This window comes from Nocardioides alkalitolerans DSM 16699 (assembly GCF_000426525.1).
GTDB classification, from domain to species: Bacteria; Actinomycetota; Actinomycetes; order Propionibacteriales; family Nocardioidaceae; genus Nocardioides; species Nocardioides alkalitolerans.
The window spans coordinates 1,311,965-1,334,995 of sequence record NZ_KE384533.1; the positions used below are offsets into that span (position 1 = coordinate 1,311,965).

At 73.0% G+C, this 23,031-nt stretch carries 23 protein-coding genes; 11 read left to right on the forward strand and 12 right to left on the reverse strand.

Annotated elements, in window-relative coordinates:
• Positions 1 to 6 precede the first annotated feature (6 nt).
• A complete protein-coding gene (locus K329_RS0123110) occupies positions 7 to 804 on the forward strand; it encodes an enoyl-CoA hydratase/isomerase family protein (RefSeq protein ID WP_028474879.1) in 798 nt (265 codons plus the stop codon).
• Between the two features lie 246 nt (positions 805 to 1,050).
• Here K329_RS0123110 and K329_RS0123115 read toward each other — a convergent pair whose 3' ends face one another.
• Positions 1,051 to 1,353 (reverse strand): EthD family reductase, encoded by a 303-nt coding sequence (locus tag K329_RS0123115; RefSeq protein ID WP_028474880.1) that lies wholly within the window; start codon positions 1,351 to 1,353, stop codon positions 1,051 to 1,053.
• Positions 1,354 to 1,494: 141 nt separating this feature from the next.
• Between K329_RS0123115 and paaA the strand changes: the two genes are divergently transcribed.
• The 6 genes from paaA to K329_RS0123145 all read left to right on the forward strand — a co-directional run bounded on the left by paaA (position 1,495) and on the right by K329_RS0123145 (position 6,308).
• Complete coding sequence (gene paaA / locus K329_RS0123120) at positions 1,495 to 2,475, forward strand: 1,2-phenylacetyl-CoA epoxidase subunit PaaA (protein WP_043644462.1); 981 nt, start codon at positions 1,495 to 1,497, stop codon at positions 2,473 to 2,475.
• Positions 2,472 to 2,777: a 1,2-phenylacetyl-CoA epoxidase subunit PaaB gene (gene paaB, locus K329_RS0123125; protein WP_028474882.1), complete on the forward strand. Its 306-nt coding sequence runs from the start codon at positions 2,472 to 2,474 to the stop codon at positions 2,775 to 2,777. The genes paaA and paaB overlap by 4 nt, the downstream gene beginning before the upstream one ends.
• A 7-nt stretch (positions 2,778 to 2,784) precedes the next feature.
• Positions 2,785 to 3,762: a 1,2-phenylacetyl-CoA epoxidase subunit PaaC gene (paaC, locus tag K329_RS0123130; protein WP_084541543.1), complete on the forward strand. Its 978-nt coding sequence runs from the start codon at positions 2,785 to 2,787 to the stop codon at positions 3,760 to 3,762.
• A 5-nt stretch (positions 3,763 to 3,767) separates the two neighbouring features.
• Positions 3,768 to 4,286 (forward strand): 1,2-phenylacetyl-CoA epoxidase subunit PaaD, encoded by a 519-nt coding sequence (gene paaD / locus K329_RS0123135; protein WP_028474884.1) that lies wholly within the window; start codon positions 3,768 to 3,770, stop codon positions 4,284 to 4,286.
• Between the two features lies 1 nt (position 4,287).
• On the forward strand, positions 4,288 to 5,391 hold the full coding sequence (paaE, locus tag K329_RS0123140; protein ID WP_028474885.1) for a 1,2-phenylacetyl-CoA epoxidase subunit PaaE: 1,104 nt from the start codon (positions 4,288 to 4,290) through the stop codon (positions 5,389 to 5,391).
• 74 nt (positions 5,392 to 5,465) lie between these two features.
• Positions 5,466 to 6,308: a 3-hydroxyacyl-CoA dehydrogenase family protein gene (locus K329_RS0123145; RefSeq protein WP_028474886.1), complete on the forward strand. Its 843-nt coding sequence runs from the start codon at positions 5,466 to 5,468 to the stop codon at positions 6,306 to 6,308.
• Here the strand turns inward: K329_RS0123145 and K329_RS0123150 are convergent.
• On the reverse strand, positions 6,298 to 6,957 hold the full coding sequence (locus K329_RS0123150) for a TetR/AcrR family transcriptional regulator (protein ID WP_028474887.1): 660 nt from the start codon (positions 6,955 to 6,957) through the stop codon (positions 6,298 to 6,300). The genes K329_RS0123145 and K329_RS0123150 overlap by 11 nt on opposite strands.
• Before the next feature lie 313 nt (positions 6,958 to 7,270).
• On the opposite strand from K329_RS0123150, the gene K329_RS0123155 reads away from it, so the two are divergent.
• Positions 7,271 to 8,044 carry a hypothetical protein gene (locus K329_RS0123155; protein WP_028474888.1) on the forward strand — a complete coding sequence of 258 codons (774 nt, stop codon included), beginning with the start codon at positions 7,271 to 7,273 and terminating at the stop codon, positions 8,042 to 8,044.
• Between the two features lie 6 nt (positions 8,045 to 8,050).
• Here the strand turns inward: K329_RS0123155 and K329_RS0123160 are convergent, their stop codons facing one another.
• Positions 8,051 to 8,437, reverse strand: a complete 387-nt coding sequence (locus K329_RS0123160; protein ID WP_028474889.1) for a VOC family protein — start codon at positions 8,435 to 8,437, stop codon at positions 8,051 to 8,053.
• A gap of 94 nt (positions 8,438 to 8,531) precedes the next feature.
• Between K329_RS0123160 and K329_RS0123165 the strand changes: the two genes are divergently transcribed.
• The 3 genes from K329_RS0123165 to K329_RS0123175 all read left to right on the forward strand — a co-directional run bounded on the left by K329_RS0123165 (position 8,532) and on the right by K329_RS0123175 (position 12,341).
• Entirely contained in the window at positions 8,532 to 9,956 is a 1,425-nt protein-coding gene (locus tag K329_RS0123165) for a dihydrolipoyl dehydrogenase family protein (protein WP_028474890.1), read from the forward strand.
• Between the two features lie 56 nt (positions 9,957 to 10,012).
• Positions 10,013 to 10,897 carry a Cof-type HAD-IIB family hydrolase gene (locus tag K329_RS0123170; protein ID WP_084541610.1) on the forward strand — a complete coding sequence of 295 codons (885 nt, stop codon included), beginning with the start codon at positions 10,013 to 10,015 and terminating at the stop codon, positions 10,895 to 10,897.
• Positions 10,898 to 11,087: 190 nt separating this feature from the next.
• On the forward strand, positions 11,088 to 12,341 hold the full coding sequence (locus tag K329_RS0123175) for an acyl-CoA dehydrogenase family protein (protein WP_028474892.1): 1,254 nt from the start codon (positions 11,088 to 11,090) through the stop codon (positions 12,339 to 12,341).
• 167 nt (positions 12,342 to 12,508) lie between these two features.
• On the opposite strand, the gene K329_RS0123180 is transcribed toward K329_RS0123175, so the two are convergent.
• The 9 genes from K329_RS0123180 to K329_RS0123220 all read right to left on the reverse strand — a co-directional run bounded on the left by K329_RS0123180 (position 12,509) and on the right by K329_RS0123220 (position 22,986).
• Positions 12,509 to 13,246, reverse strand: coding sequence for an HpcH/HpaI aldolase family protein (locus K329_RS0123180; RefSeq protein WP_028474893.1), 738 nt, complete (start codon positions 13,244 to 13,246; stop codon positions 12,509 to 12,511).
• Positions 13,247 to 13,335: 89 nt separating this feature from the next.
• Positions 13,336 to 14,127: a carbon-nitrogen hydrolase family protein gene (locus K329_RS0123185; RefSeq protein WP_028474894.1), complete on the reverse strand. Its 792-nt coding sequence runs from the start codon at positions 14,125 to 14,127 to the stop codon at positions 13,336 to 13,338.
• Positions 14,124 to 15,230, reverse strand: a complete 1,107-nt coding sequence (locus K329_RS0123190) for a LysR family transcriptional regulator (RefSeq protein WP_028474895.1) — start codon at positions 15,228 to 15,230, stop codon at positions 14,124 to 14,126. Before K329_RS0123190 ends, K329_RS0123185 begins: the two co-directional genes overlap by 4 nt.
• 24 nt (positions 15,231 to 15,254) lie before the next feature.
• Positions 15,255 to 16,934 carry a dipeptide ABC transporter ATP-binding protein gene (locus K329_RS0123195; protein ID WP_052337269.1) on the reverse strand — a complete coding sequence of 560 codons (1,680 nt, stop codon included), beginning with the start codon at positions 16,932 to 16,934 and terminating at the stop codon, positions 15,255 to 15,257.
• Complete coding sequence (locus tag K329_RS0123200) at positions 16,931 to 17,770, reverse strand: ABC transporter permease (protein WP_052337270.1); 840 nt, start codon at positions 17,768 to 17,770, stop codon at positions 16,931 to 16,933. Before K329_RS0123200 ends, K329_RS0123195 begins: the two co-directional genes overlap by 4 nt.
• 4 nt (positions 17,771 to 17,774) lie before the next feature.
• On the reverse strand, positions 17,775 to 18,725 hold the full coding sequence (locus K329_RS0123205) for an ABC transporter permease (RefSeq protein ID WP_028474898.1): 951 nt from the start codon (positions 18,723 to 18,725) through the stop codon (positions 17,775 to 17,777).
• Between the two features lie 32 nt (positions 18,726 to 18,757).
• A complete protein-coding gene (locus tag K329_RS0123210; RefSeq protein ID WP_028474899.1) occupies positions 18,758 to 20,326 on the reverse strand; it encodes an ABC transporter substrate-binding protein in 1,569 nt (522 codons plus the stop codon).
• Positions 20,327 to 20,821: 495 nt separating this feature from the next.
• Positions 20,822 to 21,577: an ethanolamine ammonia-lyase subunit EutC gene (gene eutC / locus K329_RS0123215; protein WP_028474900.1), complete on the reverse strand. Its 756-nt coding sequence runs from the start codon at positions 21,575 to 21,577 to the stop codon at positions 20,822 to 20,824.
• Positions 21,574 to 22,986 carry an ethanolamine ammonia-lyase subunit EutB gene (locus tag K329_RS0123220; RefSeq protein ID WP_028474901.1) on the reverse strand — a complete coding sequence of 471 codons (1,413 nt, stop codon included), beginning with the start codon at positions 22,984 to 22,986 and terminating at the stop codon, positions 21,574 to 21,576. Before K329_RS0123220 ends, eutC begins: the two co-directional genes overlap by 4 nt.
• Positions 22,987 to 23,031: the final 45 nt, after the last annotated feature.

Below are 23,031 nucleotides of genomic sequence, written 5' to 3' on the forward strand. Positions count from 1 at the left end.
CGACCCATGAGCGACGACGCGACCGTGCGGACCGAGCGCGAGGGTGCGGTGGCGACGGTGGTGATCGACCGGCCGGCGGCGCGCAACGCGCTCGACGAGGCGACGAAGGTCGCGCTGCGCGACGCACTGGAGGCGGTGGCCGCCGACGACGCCGTCCGCGCGGTCGTGCTGACGGGAGCGGGGTCCGCGTTCTGCGTCGGCCAGGACCTCGGCGAGCACGCGGCCGCCCTCGAGGCCGACGCGGCCACGGCCTTCGACACGGTCGACGAGCACTACGCGCCGATCGTACGGGCGCTGGTCGGCATGGCGAAGCCCGTGGTGGCGGCCGTCGAGGGTGCCTGCGTCGGGGCCGGTCTCGGGCTCGCGCTGGCCTGCGACCTGCGGGTCCTCGCAGCCGACGCGAAGCTCGGCACCGCGTTCAGCGGCATCGGGCTCACGTGCGACTCCGGGCTGTCGGCCACGCTGGTGCGGGCCGTCGGGCACGCGCGGGCCGCCGAGCTGGTGCTGCTCGGCGCGATGTTCTCGCCCGAGGAGGCCGTGGCGTGGGGCGTCGCCGGCCGGGTCGTCGAGAGCGGTACGGCGCGCGCCGAGGCCGAGCGCCTCGCCGCCCGGCTCGCGGCGGGCCCCACCGCGGCGTACGCCGAGTCCAAGCGCCTCCTCGACCTCGCCGCCGGCGGCGCGTCCGTGGAGGAGTCGCTGGCCGCCGAGTCCGCCGCCCAGCACCGCCTCGGGCTGACCCGCGACCACCAGTGCGCCGTCGCGGCCTTCCTGGCGAAGGAGCGCCCGACCTTCACGGGCTCCTGAGCCCGAGCTGTCGCGTCTGCACGCTCCTGAGGTGCCGAGCTGTCGCGTCTGCACGCTCCTGAGGCGCCGAGTTGTCGCGTCTGCACGCTCCTGAGGTGCCGAGTTGTCGCGTCTGCACGCTCCTGAGGTGCCGAGCTGTCGCGTCTGCACGCTCCTGAGGCGCAGAGTTGTCGCGTCTGCATCGGAGGCTCGTGCAGACGCGACAACTCGGCGTTCGTCTGTCGTGCAGACGCGACAGCTCGAGGGTCAGAGCGCGGTGACGACCTCGCCGCTGAACATCACCGTCGGCACGCCGAGGCCGGCGGCGTCCCGGCCCGCGGCGGCCATCTCGGGGGAGGTGAGCGCGGTCTGCAGGGCGTCCGCGTCGTCGAAGTCGAGCTGGGCGACGAGGTAGACGGTCTGCTCGCCGCCGAGCGGGCGGGGCTTCGACCAGCTGAACGCGCGGAGCCCGGGCAGGGGCCCCACGAACGGCACGTGGTGCTCGAAGTAGTGGGCGTCGAACGCCTCGGGGTCGCTCGGGACGGCGTACTGGATCGTGAGGCGGTGCATGGGGCTCCTCCGGGTCGGTGGGCGTGGGGCGTGCGGGGGCGTGCAGGACCCACCCTCCCCGATGGTCCGTTGCGGGTGGGTGGCCTCCGTGGTTCACTTTACTGACCGATCGTTCTGCAATTGGTCGAGCTGGAGGAACCCATGACCGTCGCCCCCGAGGTGTCGCCGGAGCAGGAGAGCGAGCTCGCGGCCGCGTTCGACGCCACGATCGCCCGCCACGACCGCATCGAGCCCCGTGACTGGATGCCGGAGAAGTACCGCGCGACGCTCGTGCGCCAGATCGCCCAGCACGCGCACTCCGAGATCATCGGGATGCAGCCGGAGGGCAACTGGATCACCCGCGCGCCCTCGCTGCGCCGCAAGGCGATCCTGCTCGCCAAGGTGCAGGACGAGGCGGGCCACGGCCTCTACCTCTACTCCGCCTGCGAGACGCTCGGCGTCTCCCGCCAGGAGCTGACGGAGAGGCTGATCAGTGGGCAGCAGAAGTACTCCTCGATCTTCAACTACCCGACGCTCTCGTACGCCGACGTCGGCACCATCGGCTGGCTCGTCGACGGCGCCGCCATCGCCAACCAGGTGCCGCTGTGCCGCACGTCGTACGGGCCCTACGGCCGCTCGATGATCCGGATCTGCAAGGAGGAGTCGTTCCACCAGCGCCAGGGCTACGAGCTGCTGGCCACGATGATGCGCGGCACCGACGAGCAGCGCGCCATGGTGCAGGAGTCGGTCGACCGGTTCTGGTGGCCCGCACTGATGATGTTCGGCCCGCCCGACGACGACTCCCCGAACACGGCCCAGTCGATGGCGTGGGGCATCAAGCGCGACACCAACGACGAGCTGCGGCAGAAGTTCGTCGACATGAGCGTCCCGCAGGCCGAGCGCCTGGGGGTGACCCTGCCCGACCCCGGGCTGGTCTGGAACGCCGAGCGCGGCTACCACGACTTCGGCCAGCCCGACTGGGACGAGTTCTACGCCGTCGTGCAGGGCTCGGGCCCCTGCAACGCTCAGCGGATCGCGCACCGTCGGCGGGCCCACGAGGAGGGCGCCTGGGTGCGGGAGGCCGCCACGGCCTTCGCCGCCACGCAGCAGGTCGCCACGCAGCACGACGAGGCCCGGTCGTGACCGGGCCGGCCGACCGTCCCCGCGCGGAGTGGCCGCTCTACGAGGTGTTCGTGCGCGGCAAGCGCGGGCTCAACCACGTGCACGTCGGCTCGCTCCACGCCACCGACGACGAGATGGCCCTGCGGCACGCCCGCGACGTCTACACCCGCCGCAACGAGGGGGTCAGCATCTGGGTCGTGCGCTCCGACGCGGTGGCCGCCTCGAGCCCGGACGAGAAGGACCCCCTCTTCGCCCCCGCCGGCGACAAGGTCTACCGGCACCCGACCTTCTACGCCGTCGCCGACGACGTCCCCCACATGTGAGCCGACGATGACCGACCACGACACCCCCACGCCCGGCGCGAGCACGAGCGCGAGCACGAGCCACGACCACGACGCCGACCACGGGTCCGTGTTCGACGGGCTGCTCGGCGGTGACGACTCCCAGTGGGCGTTCGGCACCGATTTCGAGGACCCGTTGGCCGGGGTCGACACCACGATCCCCGACGGTGTCGACGCCGCGGCGCTCGCGTCGTACTGCCTGATGCTCGGCGACGACGCGCTCGTGGCCTCCCACCGCCTCTCGCAGTGGGCAAGCAACGCGCCCGACCTCGAGGACGACATCGCGCTGGCCAACGTGGCCCTCGACCTGCTCGGCCAAGCCCGGCTGCTGCTCACCCGGGCGGCCGCCGCCGACGCCCGGCTCGTGCCCCGGCTGCCCGAGGGGTCGCCGGTCCCGCCCGAGGACGCGCTCGCCTTCTTCCGCGACGAGTCGGCGTTCCGCAACGTACGGCTCGTCGAGGCCGAGAACGGCGACTTCGCGGAGACGGTGGCCCGGCTGCTGGTCTTCTCGACGTACCGGCTCGCCCTGCTGCAGCGCCTCGCCGGCAGCCGCGACGGCGTGCTGTCGGCCATCGCGGTGAAGGGGGTCAAGGAGGTGACCTACCACCGCGACTACGCGGGCCGCTGGTTCCTCACGCTCGCCCGCGGTACGGCGGAGTCCCGGCGCCGTCTCGTGGCCGGGCTCGACCGGGTCTGGCCGCTGCGCGCCGAGCTGTTCCGCACGCACGCCGTCGAACGGACGGTGGCGGAGCAGGGCGTCGGTGTGGACCCGGCCGACGTGGCCGACGAGGTCGACGTGCTGCTGGAGCAGGTGCTGTCGGTGAGCGGCATCGACCGTCCCGAGGTGCCGCCGACGGGGACCGTCGGGGGCGGCGCCGGCCGCGACGGCCGGCACACCGAGGCGATGGGCCGCCTCCTCGCCGAGATGCAGGTCGTCGCGCGCGCCCACCCGAGCGGGCGGTGGTGAGGGTGGTGGCGGACCCGGCGCGACCGCATGCCCGGCCGGACCCTCGCGCCGTCGCGGCGAGGGTCGTCGACCCCGAGATGCCGATGCTCACGCTCGAGGCCCTCGGCGTGCTCCGCGAGGTGGGCGTCGGGGCCGACGGTCGCGTCCGCGTGACGATCACGCCGACCTACTCCGGCTGCCCGGCCATGGCCACGATGCGCGACGACCTCGTGCACGCGCTGCGCGACGAGGGGTACGACGACGTGGTCGTGCAGGTGCGGCTCGAACCGGCATGGTCGACGGACTGGATCACCCCGGAGGGACGTCGGGCCCTCGGCGACCACGGCGTCTCGGTGCCCGGCCCCGCGCCCCGCCACGACGGGCCGGTGCCCCTCACCCTCGCCCCCGTGCGGCGCGCGCTGGTCTGCCCGCGCTGCGGGGCGTCCGACACCCGGCTCGTCTCCGAGTTCGGCCCCACCGCCTGCAAGGCCGTCTACCGCTGCGCGGACTGCCTCGAGCCGTTCGAGCACGTGAAGGAGATCTGAGATGACGTCCGCCCCCGCCGCGACGGCCTCGACCCTCCCGGCCCGCGCTGCGCGCTCGACGTTCCACGCCCTCACCGTCGCCGCGGTCGAGCGGCTCACCGACGACGCGGTGGCGGTGACGTTCGACGTGCCCGACGACCTGCGGGAGACCTTCGCGTTCGCGGCCGGGCAGTCCCTGACCCTGCGCCGCACGGTCGACGGCCGGGAGCACCGCCGCTCCTACTCGATCTGCGCCCCGGCCGGCGCGCGCCCGCGGGTCGGCGTCCGGGAGGTCCCGGGCGGGCTGTTCTCCTCGTGGCTCGCGCGGGAGGTGGCGGTCGGCGACGTCGTCGAGGTGCAGGCGCCCAGCGGCAGCTTCCGCGCCGACCCCGACGAGGGCGGCCGCCACCTCTGTATCGCCGCCGGCTCGGGCATCACTCCGATGCTGTCGATCGCGAGCTCCGTCCTGGCCCACCCCGACGCGCGCGTCAGCCTGCTCTACGGCAACCGCCGCACGAGCAGCGTCATGTTCGCCGAGGACCTCGCCGACCTGAAGAACCGGTACGGCGCGCGCCTCGAGCTCGTGCACGTGCTCTCGCGCGAGCCCCGCGACGTCGACCTCTTCTCGGGCCGTCTCGACGCCGACCGGCTGCGCCGGCTCCTCACGCTGCTCGTGCCGGTCGACGGCGTCGACCACGTCTGGCTCTGCGGGCCGTTCGGTCTGGTCACCGACGCCCGCGCGGTGCTCGACGAGCTGGGGGTGCCGCGCGAGCGGGTGCACGTCGAGCTCTTCCACGTCGACGCGCCGCCGCCCGAGGTGACCCGCGAGGAGGTCGTGGCCACGGGCGACGTCAGCGTCGTGACCATCGTGCTCGACGGACGCAGCACCACGGCGCCGATGCCGCGCTCGGGCACGATCCTCGACGGCGCGGCGGGCGTCCGCAGCGACCTGCCGTTCGCCTGCAAGGGCGGGGTGTGCGGCACGTGCCGGGCCCACGTGACGTCCGGCGCGGTCGACATGCGTCGCAACTACGCCCTCGGTGCCGACGAGGTCGCGGCGGGGTTCGTGCTCACCTGCCAGACCTTCCCGGTCGACGAGACGGTCACGGTCGACTTCGACGCCTGAGCCCCCTCGCGCCGTACGGTGCGGACCACAGGCGGGAGCGCACGACCGCGCTCGGCCGGGAGGAGGGCTGGGCCATGGCGGTTCCCGAGCTGGTCGGGGTGTACGGCGGGGGCCGGATGGGCGCGGGCATCGTGCACGCCTTCCTCCTGGTGGGGGCGCGGGTCGTGGTGGTGGAGACCTCCGACGCCACGGCCGGGGCCGCGCACGACCGGGTCGCCGGCACCCTCGCGCAGGCTGCGGAGCGGGGCCAGGTGCCCGAGGGGGTCGGGGCCGCGCTCGCCCGGTTGACGACCACGACCGACCCGCACGCGCTCGCCGCCGCGGGGCTGGTGGTCGAGGCCGTCCCCGAGCTGCCCGACCTCAAGGCCGAGGTGCTCGCCCGGATCGCGGCGGCCGCCCCCGACGCCGTCGTCGCGACGAACACGAGCTCGCTGTCGGTCGACGGGCTGGCGGCAGCGCTGCCGGACCCGGCGCGGTTCGTCGGCCTCCACTTCTTCAACCCGGTGCCCGCCAGCGACCTCGTCGAGATCGTCGTCGGCAGCGCGACCGCCCCCGACGTCGTGACGGCCGCGCAGGGCTGGGTCGTCGACCTCGGCAAGACCGCCGTCACGGTCGCGGACAGCCCGGGCTTCGCGAGCAGCCGCCTCGGGGTCGCGCTCGCACTGGAGGCGATGCGGATGCTCGACGAGGGCGTGGCGAGCGCCGACGACATCGACACGGCCATGACGCTGGGCTACCGCCACCCCGTCGGCCCGCTGCGCACCACGGACCTGGTCGGGCTCGACGTGCGCCTCGCCATCGCCGAGCACCTCGAGCGCGAGCTCGGGCCGCGGTTCGCGCCCCCGCAGGTGCTGCGCGACCACGTCGCCGCCGGGCGTCTGGGGCGCAAGTCCGGTCAGGGGTTCTTCACGTGGTGAGGTCGGGCGCGTCGATCCCGCCGAACACCATCGCGACCACCGTGCCGGCCAGGACGTCGACGTCCAGCTGACCGCCCGGGCGATACCACTCCACCAGCGAGTTCACGAGGCCGAACAGCAGGCGGCTGACCAGCTCGGGGGGAAGGTCGGCCCGCACGCTGCCCTCCGCGACCGCGTCGGTCACGAGCCGGGCGAGGCGGTCGTCGAGCAGTCGCCGGCGCTCGAGGGCGGCCAGCTCCACCTCGCTGTTGCCGCGCACCCGCAGCAGCAGCGTGACGGCGGGCAGGTGGGCGACCAGGATGTGCACCGACTGGTGGACGACGGCACGGAGCCGCTCGTACGCCGGCACGTCGGCGCTCCCTCCCGCCGGCACCGTCCCGACGGCTGCGTCGACCGCTGCGGTGAGCTCGTCGAGCGCCTCGTCGAGCGCCGCCGACAGCAGGTGCTCCTTGCTCGGCACGTGGTGGTAGATGGCCGACTTCGTGAGCCCGAGATCCTTGGCGATGTCGCCGATGCTCGTGCCGTCGTACCCGTGGCGGTTGAAGAGGTCGATCGCGCGGCGCAGCACGGTCGCCTGGTCGTAGCCGGGCCGTCCGCGGCGGGGTGCCGGGGACGACGGTGGACGCGCCGGGGGGTCGGTGTCGGGCACGCGGCGATCCTTCCACGAGGACGTCCTGCCGCCGCCCCGGGCGAGGCCGGTGAGGTATCGGTGAGGGTCGCGACCTGACGAATTCCCAGCAACGGCGCGGGCTTCGGGGATCAGACAGTCCATACAGGGTGTCCTGACACCCACGTCGTAGATGAGTGACCCAAATCACACCACACGTATGGTGAACACTGCTCCGTTTGGTTTCAGGTACCTTCGGATCTCTGCGTATCTTTTACGTTCGTCGGCAGTCGGCGGGTGGTCCAGCCGGTGCGATGAACGCTCCACGGGGCGAGAGGGCAGGAGGTGGGGCGTCGTGCGTCCGTCACGCGACGAGGAGGTGCGCACCACGCCCCTCGAGGGGGTGTGGTCGGCTGACGCGGACGCGCCGACGCCGCGCGGCGGGGGCGATCCCGTCACCGAGGACCACGACTGGCTCGAGATCTTCGCCGGCCCGCCCGGCGAGCAGTCCCTCCGCGACGCGCAGGGCGCGCCCGAGCTACGGCGCCAGGCGATGCGCTGGCAGCCCCTGGCCCTGCCGCAGGAGCAGGAGAGCTGGCTCGACGAGGCGTGGCGCGAGCTGCCCGTCGAGGTCCGGTCGGCCGCGGCCGAGCTCGCCTCCGGGGCGGGCGCTACCGCCGTCGCCCGCGGTCGTGCGCTCTCCGTCGCCCACGTGCGCAACCTCCGTCACCAGGCGGGTGTCGCGCTCGCCGCGGCGCAGCGTCGCCACAGCCCCGGCACCGACGCCGTCCTCCTCGCCACGATCGGTCAGCGCGCCGCGGTCCCCGACGCCGAGCTGAGCCGCTACCTCCCGCCCGGGCCGTCCGCCGCCCGTGCCGTGCTGCTCATGCACCTTGGGGCCGAGCCGCCCGTCACCTGGGCCGGCCGTCTGCACGGCTTCTGGACCCTCACCGCCGAGGCCCTCGACATGCGCCTGCGCACCCTGAGCCGGGCCGTTCCCCTCTCGCCCACGCTCGGGCAGGCCGTCGCGAGCCGCATCGGCATCGACGTCGGCGTGCCGTGGTGGGACCTGCTCTCCGACCCCCGCAGCCCCGTCGTGACCCGGATGGGCGGCTGGGTGGCGCGCTGAGCGCCGTCAGTCGGTCGGCGGGTGCTCGGCCACGCAGAACAGGGTGCCCTCGGGGTCGGCCAGCGTCGACCACTGCACCCACGGGACCTCGTCGAGCACGTCCCACCGGTGGGACGCACCCAGGGCGACCAGCCGAGCGACCGTCGCGGTGCGGGAGCCCCACGGCACGGTGAGGTCGAGGTGCTGCGCCTGGTGGTCGGGTCGTGGGCCGCTGCGTGGCGTGAGGAAGAGGCCGAAACCACCCGGTCCGGGCGCGAGGTAGACGTTCTCCCCGGCCGGGTGCGCCGTGCTGCCGAGCGCCTCGGCCCAGAAGACCGCGAGCGCCGTCGGGTCGTCGACCTCCAGGTTCACGGCTCCGAGGGTCGGGTGGACGGCGTGCGGCGGTGTGGTCACGGACCCACCCTAGGAGCGGGGGCGGCCGGCGTCGTACGGCGACCGCGCGGGCACGGTCGCGCACCCGGGTGGCCCCCGGTGCCATGCTGGCGTCATGAGCAACGAGCGCGAGGTGGACCTGGTCGTCGTCGGCACCGGACCCGGCGGGGAGGCCCTCGCCTCCGGCGCCGCGAAGGCCGGTCTCGAGGTCGTGGCCGTCGAGAAGCACCTGGTTGGCGGCGAGTGCCCCTACTACGGGTGCATCCCCTCGAAGATGATGGTGCGCGCCGGCGACGCGCTCGCCGAGGCCCGCCGCGCGGGCACGCTGGCCGGCGACGTCGAGGTGGTGGCGTCCTGGGCGCCGGTGGCCCGCCGCATCTCCGAGGAGGCCACGAGCGGTTGGGACGACGCCGCCGCCGTGCAGCGCCTCGAGGACGCCGGGGCCGCCCTGGCCCGCGGGGAGGGCCGCCTCGACGGACCGCGCCGCGTCGTCGTGACCCCGCGGGGCGGGGGAGAGCCCACGACGTACGTCGCCCGCCGTGGCGTGGTGCTCAACCCGGGCACCCGCCCGTCCGCACCGCCCGTGCCGGGCCTGGAGGGCACGCCGTACTGGACCAACCGCGACGCCGTGCAGGTGACGTCGCTGCCGTCGACGCTCGTCGTGCTCGGCGGCGGCCCGATCGGCTGCGAGATGGCGCAGGCCTTCGCCCGTTTCGGCGTGCGGGTGACGATCGTGCAGCACGGCGACCGCCTGCTCCCGCAGGACGAGCCCGAGGCCGCGGCGGTGCTCGAGCGCACGCTGCTCGACGAGGGCGTCCGGGTGCTGACCGAGGTCGAGGCGACCTCCGTCGCGTACGCCGACGGGTCCTTCACGGTGGGCCTCGACGAGGGGGACGACCTGGTGGCGGAGAAGCTCCTGGTCGCCGCCGGCCGCACGCCCAACCTCGACTCGCTGGGCCTGGAGTCGGTCGGGCTCGACCCCTCGGCCCGCACGATCGAGGTCGACGACCGCCTGCGTGCGGCCGGCGTCGAGGGTCTGTGGGTGATCGGCGACGTCACCGGCAAGGGCGCCTTCACGCACGTGTCGATGTACCAGTCCGGCATCGCGCTGGCCGACGTGCTGGCGGACGGCCCGGGAGACGGTTCAGAAGACGGCTCCGGAGACCGGGGCCCCGCCGCCCGTTACCACGCCCTGCCCCACACCACCTTCACCGATCCCGAGGTCGCCGGCGTCGGCCTCACCGAGCAGCAGGCGCGCGACGCGGGGCTCGACGTACGCGTCGGCAGCACCCCGCTGGAGCAGTCCTCGCGGGGCTTCACCCACGGTCCCGGCGCCACCGGTCTCGTCAAGGTCGTCGAGGACGCCTCCCGCGGGGTGCTCGTGGGCGCGTCGGTCGTCGGCCCGCTCGGCGGCGAGATCATCGGGCTGCTGAACCTGGCCGTGCACGCGGAGGTGCCCGTCGCCACCCTGCGCACGATGATCTACGCCTACCCGACGTTCCACCGGGCGATCGAGACCGCGCTGGCCGAGCTCGGGTGACCGCGCCCACGCCCGCCGACTCGGCGCCGGACCGGGCCCCGGGCGAGACTCGGGGCATGACGAGCCCGACCCAGCCGACCGATCAGCCGACCGATCAGCCGACCGATCAGCCGACCGACCTGCCGACCCTCGACGGCCTGCGCCTCGTGGTCGCCGACATGGACGGCACGCTCCTCGACGAGCGCGGCGACGTGCCGGTCGGTCTCTGGCCCCTGGTGGAGCGCATGCGCGCCGCCGGCGTCGTCTTCGCGCCCGCGAGCGGTCGCCAGCACGCCACGCTCGCCCACATGTTCGCCGACCTCGGGGACGACCTCCTCGTCATCGCCGAGAACGGCTCGTACGTCGCGCGCGGCGGTGTCGAGGTCAGCTCGGTGACGCTCGAGCGGAGCCTCGTGGTCGACGCGGTCGGGGTCGTCCGACAGCTGGCCGCCGACGGCAACGACGTCGGCGTGGTCGTGTGCGGCAAGCACGCGGCGTACGTCGAGCGCGTCGACGAGGGCTTCCTGCGCCACGTGGCGCCCTACTACCTGAGCCTCGAGCAGGTCGACGACCTGCTCGCCGTCGACGACGACGTGCTCAAGGTGGCGGTGTTCGACGTGAACGGCGCCGAGCCGGTCACGGCCGCCGCGCTCGCCCCGTTCCGGGAGACCCACCAGGTGGTCGTCTCGGGGCCGTTCTGGGTCGACATCATGAAGGCCGGGGTGAACAAGGGCGTCGCCCTGCGCAGCCTGCAGGCCGAGCTCGGCGTCACCCGGGCCCAGACCGTCGTCTTCGGCGACTACCTCAACGACCTCGAGATGCTCGACGAGGCCGACGCGTCGTTCGCGATGGCCAACGCCCATCCCGAGGTGCTGGAGCGGGCGCGCTACCGGGCGCCGTCCAACGCCGAGAACGGCGTCATCACGACCCTCACGCGGCTCCTGGACCACCACGGCGCCTGAGCCGACCGCGGTCGCGGGCCCCTCGTCGTACGGCGTCGGGCCGTGCCGCTCGGCAGGTCGCTCGGCGCGCCGGGCGGGGGTACCTGTGGTCTGTGGCGACCCGGCGGTGCAGTCTTGGCCGAGCACCATCCGGCACCCGCCACCGGACTGCCGCCGCCCGGCGGGTCCGGACCTCGACGAGGAGGACCGCATGACCCCGACCCCCGACCCGACGGACGCCCGGTTCGCCGGCCTGGACCTGACGCCGTCCCCCCGTGCCCAGGAGATGCGCGCCTCGCTGGTCGAGTTCATGAACGACCACGTCTTCCCGGCCGAGGCGGCCTACCACGACTACCGGGTGGCCGCGGGTCCCGACGACCACACGCTGCCGCCGGTCGTGGAGGAGCTCAAGGTCGAGGCCCGTCGCCGTGGTCTGTGGAACCTCTTCCTGCCCGACGAGTCCGGCATCTCCCAGCTCGACTACGCCGGCCTCGCCGAGATCACCGGCTGGAGCCTCGAGCTCGCGCCGGAGGCGGTCAACAGCCAGGCGCCCGACACGGGCAACATGGAGCTGCTGCACCTCTTCGCCACGCCGGCCCAGCGCACGGAGTGGCTCGAGCCCCTGCTGGCCGGTGAGATCCGCTCGGCGTTCGCGATGACCGAGAAGGCGGTGGCGAGCAGCGACGCCACCAACATCGAGACCTCGATCGTGCGCGACGGCGACTCCTACGTCGTGAACGGCCGCAAGTGGTGGACGTCCGGCGCGGCCGACCCCCGCTGCAAGGTGATGGTCGTGATGGGCAAGACCGACCCCGACGGCCCCCGCCACCTCCAGCAGTCGATGCTCCTGGTGCCGACCGACACCCCCGGCGTCACGATCGTCCGCGACCTCCCCGTCTTCGGGCGCCACGACCAGCACGGCCACTGCGAGGTGCTCTTCGAGGACGTCCGCGTGCCGGTCGAGAACCTGCTCGGCGAGGAGGGCTCGGGCTTCGCGCTGGCCCAGGCGCGTCTCGGGCCGGGCCGCATCCACCACTGCATGCGGGCGCTGGGTGCCGCGGAGCGGGCGATGGACCTGATGGTGAAGCGCTCCACGAGCCGGGTCGCGTTCGGCAAGCCGCTCGCCGAGCAGGGCATGGTCCAGAAGGACATCGCGGAGTCGCGCCTCGCGATCGAGCAGGCGCGCCTGCTGTGCCAGCACGCGGCTGCGGTCATCGACGCCCGGGGCAACAAGGCCGCGGCGTCGCTGGTCTCGATGGCGAAGGTCGCGGTGCCGCGGGTGGCGCTCGAGGTCATCGACCGGGCGATCCAGGTGCACGGCGGGGCGGGCATCAGCGACGACGTGCCGCTGGCCGCCATGTACGGCTGGCACCGCGCCATGCGCATCTTCGACGGCCCCGACGAGGTCCACCTGCGCACCATCGCGAAGGTCGAGCTCGGCCGCGTCGCCGAGCTGCGCCCCTGACCCAGGGCTGACCCCGGCCGGGACGCGCCGAGCTGTCGCGTCTGCAGGCCCGAAACGCGCCGAGCTGTCGCGTCTGCACGATGCAGATGCGACAGCTCGGTGCTGATGCGACAGCTCGGCGCTCCGGGAGCGTGCAGACCCGACAGGTCGGCGCCCCGGGGGAGGGGTCAGCCGATGAGCGCGTCCATCGTGTCCTTGGCGCTGGTGAAGCCCTGGACGATCGCCTCGTGCACCATCTGGAGCGCGATGAAGCTGGCGCCGTGCTCGAGCGCGAGCTTCTTCTCGGCCTCCGACCAGGCGGGGAGCACCCACGGCTTGCCGGCGGCGGCGGCGCAGGCGGCGATGTGGGCGATGTCGGCGAAGTCCTCCTCCGTGCGGCTGTACGACCCGCGGCCGCGGCGCAGCGAGAGGTCGGTGGGGCCGATGAAGACGCCGTCCACGGTGTCGAGCGCGAGGATCGCCTCGACGTCGTCGAACGCGCCCGCGTCCTCGATCATCGGGAAGACGAGCGTGGTGGCGTCCGCGTTGCGGTACCACTCGTCGGAGAACCCGCCGTACCCGACGGTGCGGCCGCCCGCGGCGCTGCGGTCGCCGAGCGGCGGGAACTTGGCGAGGCCCGTGATGGCGCGGGCGTGCTCGACGTTCTCGATGTGGGGGATGATCACGCCGTCCGCGCCGAAGTCGAGCGCCTGCTGGATCGCGCCGCGCTCGGGCACGAGCACCTTCGCCAGCACCGTCAGGCCGAGGCCCTTCACGAGCGGGATGAAGCGCTCCAGCGTGACGAGGTCGAACGGGCCGTGCTCGATGTCGAGGATCACGAAGTCGTAGCCGATCTTCGCGACGATCTCCGCCACGGCGGTGTTCGAGTCGGAGAGCCAGGCGCCGAGCTGGGGGGTGGTCGTCATGGGAGCCGATGTCCTTTCGTGGGCGGGGCGGTGGGTCCGCCCCGGGGAAGCCGGCCGGGTGGCCGGGAGCAGCCGGGAGCCGGCGAGGGTCAGGAGGTGACCTGGTAGCGGCGGTTGGCGAGGCTGGGGTTGCTGGCGCGCACGACGTCGATGCGCGTGGGGTCGACCTCGAAGACGGCCACGTCGACGGCCTCGGCGAGCTCGGCGATCGTCGAGCCCATCGGGTCGACCGCGAGCGACGAGCCGACCCCGAGCCCGGGCGCCTGCGAGACCCCGGCGACGTACACCGTGTTCTCGATGGCGCGGGCCAGGAGCAGCGTCTTCCAGTGGAACTCCTTGCGCGGCCCGGGCACCCACGAGGCGGGGTAGAGCAGCACCTGGGCGCCGGCGTCCACGACGCGGCGGGCGGGCTCGGGGAAGCGCAGGTCGTAGCAGGTGAGCAGCCCGATCTCGGCGTCGCCGACGGTGAACGTCTCCGGGGCGTCGAGGTCGCCGGGGCAGATGAAGTCCGACTCCTTGAAGCCGAAGGCGTCGTAGAGGTGCTGCTTGCGGTACGCCGTGACGCGCTCGCCGTCGGGGCCGATCACGAGCAGGGAGTTGTAGGCGCGGTCGGGGTCCGGCGAGGTCTCGACGAGCCCGTAGACGATCGTCACGGACAGCTCCGCGGCGAGCGCGGAGACGCGGCTGGCGAAGGGACCGTCGAGCGGCTCGGCGTTCTCGACGAACACCCGCGAGAGCTCGGCGACCTCGAACATGGCCCACTCGGGGAAGACGACGAGGTCGGCACCGCGGGCGGCCCCGATCTCGGCGAGCCGGCGCATCTCGGCGAAGTTCGTGTCCTTGTCCTCGGTGGACAGCATCTGGCACAGGGCGATCTTCACGCGCTGTGCTCCTCTCTCTCGGTGGTGGCGTCGGTGCCGCCGGGGGCGGCGTCGTCGGGGTCGTCGGTGGGGTCGTCGGGGGAGCCGGGGTCGGTCGTGAGGCGCAGCGGACCGGGCTGCGGGGCCGGCCAGCCGTGCCAGTCGGCGGTGCCGGGCTCGCTGCCGCGCTCGGCCAGCAGGTCCTGGTACGCCGGCAGCCAGGGCCGCATGGGGTCGGCGGGCCGCCGGTAGGCCGCCGTGACGTGGTCGATGAACTTCGTGATCACCGGGGTCACGCGGTCCGGGTGCCAGCACAGCGACACCACGGCCTCGATCGTCGGCTCGACCAGCGGGCGGTAGACGACGTTCGGCATCCGCATGGCGGTGAGCGAGCGGGGCAGGAAGCAGACGCCCGATCCGGCGGAGACCATGCCGATGTGGTCGTGGTACGAGCCGGCCGCGATCGGTCCCCGCGGCGAGAAGCCGGCCTTCATGCACGCCACGATGAGGGCGTCGTGGTTCTCAGGCGCCGCGTGCCGCGGGATGGTGATGATCTGCTCGTTGCGCAGGTCGGCCACCGCCACCTCGGACTGGGCGGCGAGCGGGTGGTCGTCGGGCACGGCGACCAGGTAGGGCTCGCGGAAGAGCTCGCGGTTCTCGAACCCCTTCTGCTGGTAGTGCGTGTAGAGCACGGCCACGTCCTGCCGGCCGCCGTCGAGCTCGTCGATGATCTGCGCCGTGTTGGCGTAGGTGATCGGCAGGTCCACCCGGGGTGAGGTGGTGCGGTAGTCCTTCACGACGCTGGGCAGGTGGCCGTAGACGAGCGAGACCGCCATCGCCAGGCGCACCCGGCCCATGTCGCCCCGGTGCATCTCGTTGAGCAGGCCCTCGAGGTCGCGGATCTGGTCGAGCACGGCGCGGCAGCGGATGTAGAACTCGCGGCCGGCCGCGGTGACCGTGAACGGCCGCGTCGAGCGGTCGAGCAGCTGGATGCCGAGGTCGCTCTCGAGCCGGATGATCTGCTGGCTCAGCGCCGGCTGGCTGATGAACAGCTGTTCGGCCGCCGTGCGGAAGCTCTGCGCGTCGACGAGCGACACGTACATCTCGAGACGTCGGGTCTCCATGTCATTCCCCCTGGTGGTCGGTCGTCACGAGGCCAGCCGCTCCCGGCGCCGCTCGGCCTGGAGGGCCGGGTCGGGCACGGGTGCGGCGGCGATGAGCCGACGCGTGTAGTCCTCGGTCGGTGCGGTCAGCACCCGCTGCGTCGGTCCCTGCTCGACGACGCGCCCCTTCTGCAGCACGACGATCGTGGTGGCCAGGGACTCCACCACGGAGAGGTCGTGGCTGATGAAGAGGCACGAGAAGCCGTGCTCCCGCTGCAGCTCGGAGAAGAGGTCGAGCACCGAGGCCTGCACGGAGACGTCGAGGGCCGAGGTCGGCTCGTCGGCGACGAGCAGGCGCGGGCTGGTCGCCATCGCCCGCGCGATGCCGACGCGCTGGCGCTGGCCGCCCGAGAGCTCGTGGGGGAAGCGGTCGGCCCAGTCGGCGGGCAGGCGGACCTGCTCCAGCAGCGCGCCCGCCTGCTTGCGGGCCTCGCGGCGGTCGCCGATCTCGCCGGTCCAGCGCAGCGGGTCGGTGATCGACTGCCCGATCGTGCGTCGCGGGTCGAGCGAGGAGGCCGGGTCCTGGAAGACCATCGACACCCGCGACCGGATGAGCGCGAGGTCGCTCCGGCTGCCGGCGCTCACGTCGACGCCGTCGACCGTCATGGTGCCCTCGGCGACGGGGAGCAGCCCCATGGCCAGCCGCCCGATGGTCGACTTGCCCGAGCCGGACTCGCCCACCAGCCCGACGATCTCGCCGGGCGCGACGAGCAGGTCGAGGTCCTCGCCCGCCCGGAAGCCGGGCTTGCGCCACGACCCCGGGTAGTCGATCGCGACGCCCTGCAGGTCGAGCGCGGCGGTGGCCGCCCGGTCGGGGACGACCGCGGTGGCCGGTGCGCCGGAGCCCAGGCGCGGCACGGCGTCGAGCAGCGCCCGCGTGTACTCGTGGGTCGGCCGGGCGAAGAGCTCCGCGGAGGGGGCCGTCTCGACGACACGGCCCTCGCGCATCACCACGACGCGGTCGGCGACGTCGGCGACGACGCCCATGTCGTGGGTGATGACGAGGACGCTCATCCCGGTGCGCCCCTGCAGCTCGCGCACCAGGTCGAGGATCTCGGCCTGCACCGTCACGTCGAGCGCGGTCGTGGGCTCGTCGGCGATGAGCAGCCGGGGCTCCGACGACATGGCCATCGCGATCATCGCCCGCTGCCGCTGGCCGCCCGAGAGCTGGTGGGGGTAGTGGTCGATCTTCACCTCGGGCTCGGGCATGTGCACGCCCCGGAGCAGGTCGAGGGCGGTGGCCCGGGCCTCGTCCTTCGACACGTCGCGGTGGCTGCGGATCGCCTCCACCAGGTGGGCGCCGATCGTGTAGACGGGGTTGAGGGCCGTCATCGGCTCCTGGAAGATCACGGCCACGTCGCAGCCGCGGATCTGGCGCAGGCGCTTCTCGCCGGCGTCGACCAGCTCCTCGCCGTCGAGGCGGATCGAGCCGGTACGACGGGCGTTCGGCGGCAGCAGGTTGAGGATGGCCATCGCCGTGACCGACTTGCCGGAGCCCGACTCGCCGACGAGGGCGAGGGTCTCGCCCGGGGCGACGGAGAAGCTGATCTGGTGGGTGACCGGCTTCCAGCTCTTTCCCCCGCCGAACTCGACGGAGACGTCCGTCATCTCGAGCAGCGGGGTGACCGGGCCGGGGGTGGTCGGCTTCTTCGTGAGGTCGCTCATCGGTCGTTCCTCGACTTCGGGTCGAGCCCCGAGCGCAGCGCGTCACCGAGCAGGCCGAAGGCCAGGATGGTGAGCACCACGAACGCTCCGGGCACCAGCAGGACGTGCGGGTCGGTGGAGAGGTAGCGCTGCCCCTGGGCGACCATCGAGCCCCACGAGGGGGTCGGGGGAACGACGCCGAGGCCGAGGTAGCTGAGGCCGGACTCCAGCAGGATCGCCGTGGCGATCGTCAGGGAGACCTGCACGATGAGCGGCGCCGAGATGTTCGGCAGGATCACGCCGAAGAGGCGCGTGCGGGTCGGGGCGCCGAACGCCGTGGCGGCCTCGACGTACTCGAGCCGCTTGACCGAGATGACCTGGCCGTAGGCGATGCGGGCGAAGGTCGGGGCGAAGAGCACGCCCATCGCCACGATGAGGGTGCCGGCACCCGGGCCCCGCAGCGTCACCGCGAGCAGCACCAGGATGATCGGCGGGAACGCGAGGAGCACGTCGACGACCACCCGCATGGTGACGACCTCCACGACGCCGCCGAAGTAGCCGCCGAGCAGACCGAGCAGCGTGCCGAGCACCATCGAGACGACGGTGGCGCCGAGTGCGATGAGCAGCTCGACCCGGGCGCCGTACACGACGCGGCTGAGGATGTCGCGGCCCAGCTCGTCGGTGCCGAGCAGGTGCGTGCCGAGGCCGGGGCCCTGGAGGCGGTTCGCGACGTCCTGGGTGAGCGGGTCGTGGGGGGCCACGAGCGGGGCGAAGAGGAGGGTGACGAGCAGGAGCCCGACGTAGACCAGCGCGACGAGGCGCAGGGGGGTCAGGGCCTGACGGAGTCGGCGGCGCATCGGCTCATCGCCTCACTCTCGGGTCGAGCACTCCGTAGAGCACGTCGACGATGATGTTGATGGACACGAAGAGCACGGCGATCGTGATGACGATGCCCTGCACCACGGGGTAGTCGCGGGCCGTCACCGCCTCGACGAGCAGGCTGCTGAGGCCGGGGTAGTTGAAGACCCGCTCGACCAGCACGGTCGAGCCCAGCAGGGTGCCGACGCCGATGCCGACGGTGGTCACGACCGGGTTGAGCGAGTTGCGCAGCACGTAGCGGCGGAACACGGCCCGGCGCGAGAGGCCCATGGAGCGGGCCGTGCGCACCCAGTCCTGGTGGAGCATCTCGAGCACCGCCGAGCGCGTCATCCGGGCGATGGTCGACGCGAAGCCGACCGCCAGGGCGATCGCGGGGAGCACGAGGATCTGGGCGTGGCGGTTCGGGTCCTCGCCCCACTCGGCGAACCCGCCGGCCGGCAGCGCGCCGAGCTTGAGCGAGAACACGAGGATGAGGATCGAGCCGAAGACGAACACGGGGAGCGCGATGCCGATCGACGTGAGCACCGAGGTGACCGAGTCGAACCAGCCGCCGGCCCGCGCGGCCAGGGCGCCCCAGGGCACCCCGACCACGACGGCGACGAGCGTGGCGAGGCCGACCAGCTCGAGGGTGCGGGGGAGTCGCTCGCCGATGGCCTCCGAGACCGGCTGCCGGTTGCGGAACGACTCCCCCAGGTCACCGGTGAGGGCGCCGGAGAGGAAGTGCCAGTACTGCGTGAGGAGCGGCTGGTCGAGACCCAGCTGGGTCCGGACCCGGGCGACCGCCTCCGGGGTGGCGGAGGCGCCGTCGCCCTGCGAGAGCAGGAGCATGGCGGGGTCGCCGGGCACCAGGTGCAGCGCCAGGAAGATCAGCGTCAGGACCAGCAGGACGAGCCCGAGGCCCACCCCGATCCTGCGCAGCACGTACGAGAACATCGGACTTCTCTCCGTCGGTGATCAGGCGTCGATCAGCGGTTGAGGGAGGTGTTCACCAGCGTGTAGCCGCTGAAGAACGTGTGGAACCCGGTGAGGTTCGTGAAGCCCTCGACGTCGTCGCTGTAGGCCCAGGCCTGGTCGCGGGTGTCGATCGAGGCGAACGGCACGTCGGTGGCGAACAGGTCGAATGCCTCCTCGTACGCCGCGCGGCGGCTGTCGTCGTCGGTGGCGCGCAGGCCCTCGGTGAGCGCGGCCGCGATCTCCTCGTTCTCGTAGCCGAAGCTGCGGTTGAAGTTGTCGGGCGGGGTCACGAAGCCGAGCAGGTACGACGGGTTCGTCACGATGCCGACGTCACCGGAGACGGCGAGGTCGTAGTCGCCGGCCGCGCCCTTCTCGAGGCGACCCGACCAGTCGGGGGCGTCGAGCGTGATGTCGATGCCGACGGCCTGCAGGTCCTGCTGCACCGAGAGCGCGGTGTCCTGGAGGAACGTGTACTGCGACGTGGCGAGCAGGGTCGCCTCGAAGCCGTCCGGGTAGCCGGCCTCGGCGAGCAGCTCCTCGGCGCGGTCGGGGTCGTAGGACCACAGCTCGTCGCCGACGCCCTCGAGCGCCTCGTCGTCGGGCATGACGACGCCCTCGAGGGGCTCGCCGTTGCTCTGGAACGCGGCAGTCAGCGCGTTGTCGCGGTTGATCGCGTAGGCGACGGCCTCGCGCACCAGCGGGTCGGCGAACGGGCCCTCGGTGGTGTTGAACTGGACGTACTGGAAGGGGCCCGGCGTGGCGTCGAGCGTGATGCCGTCGGTGCTGCCGACGCGGTCGAAGTTCTCCCAGGTGACGTAGTCGATCATGTCGACGTCGCCGCTCACCAGCGCGTTGGCGCGGGCGTCGCCGTCGGCGTAGTAGGAGAGGTCGATCTCCTCCAGCGCGACGTCGTCGGCGTCGTAGAAGCCGTCGAACTTCGTGAGCGTCATGCCGACGCCGGCCTGCGCGTCCTCGATCATGAACGGGCCCGCGCCGACCTCGTTGGGGGTCTCGGCGTTGAGGCTGGCCTCGGGGACGATCGCGGCGGTCGGTACGGCGAGGTACTCGAGGAAGGCGTTGTTGGGCGCCTCGAGCGTGATCGTCACCTGGGTGTCGCTGTCGACGGTGATGTCGGAGATGTCGCCGAGCCCGCCGATGAGGGTGGAGCCCGAGTCGGGGTTCGCGTAGTACTCGAGCGAGCTCTTCACGTTCTCGGCCGTCAGGGGCGAGCCGTCCGAGAACGTGAGGCCCTCGTGCAGCGTGAAGACGTACGTCGTGTCGTCGGTCATCTCGTAGGACTCGGCGAGCCCCGGGACGAGGTCGCCCTGGTCGTCGAGCGTCATGAGGCCGCGGTGGATGAGCGTGAGCATGAAGTTCGTCGCCGAGCCCTGCCACACGCCGGTGGTGAGCGCGACGGGCTCGGCCGAGAGGCCGAAGCGGAGGCTCTCCTCGGAGGCCGAGGAGCCGCCGTCGCCCGACGAGCAGGCGGTGAGGGTCATCGCCGCGACGGCGACCGCGGTGACGGCGGCGAGACGCGGACGTGCGGCGGACCGGGTGCGGAGCGGGTGAGTGGTGCGCATGGGGTTCCTCTCAACGGGGGCTGGCCGGCGTGCGGGCCGGCGAGTACCGCCACGGACCGAGCGTCAGGCGGGGGGTCGAGAAGGATCATGCGCTGGTGACAATATTCGCGTCTAATAGTTCTACTGACTATCAGAATATGAGAGCGCTTATGTAATGCGTTCGTGACGAAGCGGCAACGCGGGGGTCATCGGGCCCCCGCCACAGGCCAGTTCGAGGGCCGCGAGACGTTAACTCCGCAGGTCAGGGGTGTGAGTCACGTCTCCCGGTCGCGCCGCGCGGACGGCCGCCGCGGGGGTGTGTCGCAGCCCACGTCCCGGCTGCTCGCGAGCGGTGCCCGGGACGCCGTACGACCCCGGAGAACGTGCCGAGCTGTCGGGTCTGCACGCCCGGGAGATGCCGAGTTGTCGCGTCTGCACGATCAGAGCTCGCGGCAGACGCGACAGCTCGGCGCAGACGCGACAGGTCGGCGCAGACGCGACAGGTCGGCGGTGGGGTCAGAGCGCGGGGCTCGCCGGCGCCGCCTCGACGGCGCGGGAGGTGTCCTTGAGGTCGACGCCCGACCGGCCGAGCGCGCGGGCGCCCGTCACGAGCGACGCCGCGATGCGGGCGGCGGTGTCGTAGTCGAGGCCGTCGGGCGGGTGGACGTTCGAGATGCAGTTGCGCTCGGAGTCCCGGCGGCCCGGCCTCGGGTGGTGCGTGAGGTAGATGCCGAGGCTGCTCGGCACGGACAGCCCGGGTCGTTCGCCCACGAGCACCAGCAGCGTCTCGACGCCGAGCCGCTCGCCCACGTGGTCGCCCAGGGCGACGCGCGCGTTCGTCGCGACCACGAGCGGCGCCACCGAGCTGCCGGGGCCCAGGGCGCGCACGAGGGCGGTGACGAGCCCGGCCGCGTGGTCGGTGAGGGCCTGGCCCGAGAGCCCGTCGACCAGCACGATGCCGACGTCGGCCCCGGTGTCGGTCGGCAGGTGGTCGAGGTCCGCCGGCAGCCGTCCCAGATCGGGCCGCCGCAGGTACTCCCCGCGATCGGCGACCCGGCTGGTGACCTCGTACGGCGTGCCGTGGCCCGCCGCCTCCAGGTCGCGGCCCAGCGCCTCGACGTCGAGCGGCACGTGCACGGCGTCACGGGCCATCGCGTGGCTCGCCCGGAAGGCCAGCACGTCCGCCAGCGCCATCGTGTCGCCGGTGCGTCCCAGTCCGATGCGGGACTGCGTCGTACGACGCATCGCGGCCCAGAAGTCGTCGTCGCTCATGCCCCGGCCCCGAGCGCGCGGAGCACCGAGGTGCCCGGATCCACCGGCAGCATCCGGCCCGCCTCCGACATCAGCCCCGCGCGAGCCAGCCACGCCTCGAACTCCGGCGCCGGTCGGAGGCCGAAGACGTCCCGGGCGTAGAGCGCGTCGTGGTAGGCGAGGCTCTGGTAGCCGAGCATCACGTCGTCGGCCCCGGGCACGCAGATGACGAACCCGACCCGGGCGGCCGTCAGCATCGTGAGGAGCACGTCCATGTCGTCCTGGTCGGCCTCGGTGTGGTTCGTGTAGCAGACGTCGACGCCCATCTGGAGGCCGAGCAGCTTGCCGCAGAAGTGGTCCTCGAGCCCGGCGCGGACGACCTGCTTGCCGTCGTAGAGGTACTCCGGACCGATGAAGCCGACGACGGTGTTGACGAGGAAGGGGTCGAGCTCGCGGGCCACGGCGTACGCCCGGGTCTCCAGCGTCTGCTGGTCGACGGGCCGGTCGCCGGTGCCGAGGTGGGCGCCCGCGCTGAGCGCCGAGCCCTGGCCGGTCTCGAAGTACATGACGTTCTGGCCCACGGTGCCGCGCTGCAGCTCGCGGGCGGCCTGGTCGGCCTCGCGCAGCATCTCGAGGGTGATGCCGAAGCCCTCGTTGGCGCCCTGGGTGCCGGCGATCGACTGGAAGACCAGGTCGACGGGGGCCCCGGCCTCCATGAGGCCGATCGACGTGGTGACGTGGGTCAGCACGCACGACTGCGTCGGGATCTCGTAGCGCGTCCGGATGTCGTCGAGCAGGTGCAGCAGGTCGTTGACCGCCTGCGGGGAGTCGGTCGCCGGGTTGATGCCGAGCACCGCGTCGCCGGCCCCGAGCAGCAGCCCGTCGAGCGTCGCCGCGGTGACCCCGCGGGGGTCGTCGGTCGGGTGGTTCGGCTGCAGCCGGGTCGAGAACCGGCCCGGCAGGCCCACCGTCGTGCGGAACGCCGTGGTCACCTGCACGGCGCGGGCGACCGTCACGAGATCCTGGTTGCGCATCAGCTTGCTGACGGCCGCGACCATCTCGGGGGTCAGGCCCCAGCGCACGGCGGCCAGCCGCTCGGCGGCGTCGGGCCGGGTGACGGTGTCGAGCAGCCAGTCGCGCAGGCCCCCGACGGTGAGGTGGGAGATCGCGGCGTACGCACCCCGGTCGTGCTGGTCGAGGATCAGGCGCGTCACGTCGTCGGTCTCGGCCGGCACGAGCAGCTCGGTGAGGAAGAGGTCGAGCGGCACCTCGGCCAGCGCCCACTGGGCGGCCGCGCGCTCGGCGTCGGTCTCGGCGGCGCACCCGGCGAGCTCGTCGCCGCTGCGGCGGGGCGAGGCCTTCGCCATGAGGTCGACGAGGTGGTCGAACGTGTACGTCGTCGCCCCGAGGGTCTGTCGGAAAACGGTCACCCCCCGCACGGTAGGCGCATCGTGAGTCGGGCGTGTTGCGCGAGC